Here is a 970-nt window from a genome sequence, read left to right as displayed (position 1 = left end):
TAGAGCGTCGGACATTCAGGTTGAATCGCGAAGGATTCCGCTAACGTCGGGTTTGTGATTCACTTCCTTAAGGAGGTGATTTGCCATGCCCAAGCCCTATTCGCTCGATTTGCGTGAACGCGTTGTGCGGTTTGTCGAGGCTGGCCATTCGCGGCGTGCGGCGGCGGCACATTTTGGGGTGTCGGTTTCGTTCGTCGTGATCCTGATGAGGAACTATCGAAAGACCGAGAGCCTGATGCCCAAGCCGAGCGGAGGCCGCCGCCATTCCAAGCTCGACCCCCATCGTGCGTTCCTGATTGGTTGTGTGGCCGAGAAGGACGACATCACCATGCCGGAGCTTGCCGCCGAGCTGGTTACTGCTACAGGCGTCCAAGTGGCTCCCGCCTCGATCTCACGTTGGCTCATCAGGAACGGCTACCGCTTCAAAAAAAACGCTGCTGGCCAGCGAGCAAGATCGACCCGACATCAGCAAGGCGCGCCAGCAGTGGCGGGCCAAACGCCAGCCGCGGATGCGGCTTGAGCCACATCGGCTGGTGTTTATCGACGAGACCGGAACCACTACGAAGATGACGCGCCTGCGCGGTCGCTGCCTGAAGGGCCAACGGCTGCGCTCAAAGGCACCGTTCGGACATTGGAAGACGCAGACCTTCATCGCCGGGCTGCGCTGCCATGGGCTCACCGCCCCTTTCGTCGTCGACACGCCGATGAACCGTCGCATCTTCGACACCTACGTCGAAACGCAGCTCGCTCCGACGCTGGCAAAGGGCGATGTGGTCATTCTCGACAATCTCGCTGCCCACAAGAGTCCGGCCGCCGAGGCAGCCATCCGGGCCAGAGGCGCATGGCTGCTCTTCCTGCCGCCCTACAGCCCAGACCTCAACCCGATCGAAATGGCCTTCGCCAAGCTCAAGGCGCATCTGCGCGCAAAGGCCATCAGAACCATCGACGCCCTGTGGCAGGCCATTGGCGA

Annotated in this window: 2 protein-coding genes; both read left to right on the top strand. The window is 61.4% G+C overall.

Features of this window, described 5'->3' with window-relative positions; translation table 11 throughout:
- Positions 1 to 85 precede the first annotated feature (85 nt).
- A complete protein-coding gene (locus NKH98_RS32920) occupies positions 86 to 520 on the top strand; it encodes a helix-turn-helix domain-containing protein (RefSeq protein WP_352904317.1) in 435 nt (144 codons plus the stop codon).
- Positions 435 to 970: IS630 family transposase (locus NKH98_RS32915; RefSeq protein ID WP_352904318.1), on the top strand; the 536-nt coding region annotated here is incomplete at its 3' end. The genes NKH98_RS32920 and NKH98_RS32915, both read left to right, overlap by 86 nt.

This window comes from Mesorhizobium sp. M0833, from assembly GCF_040319905.1.
Lineage (GTDB): Bacteria > Pseudomonadota > Alphaproteobacteria > Rhizobiales > Rhizobiaceae > Mesorhizobium.
Note: the sequence above shows the minus strand (reverse complement) of the source record. Positions and strands in the feature narration are given on the sequence as shown.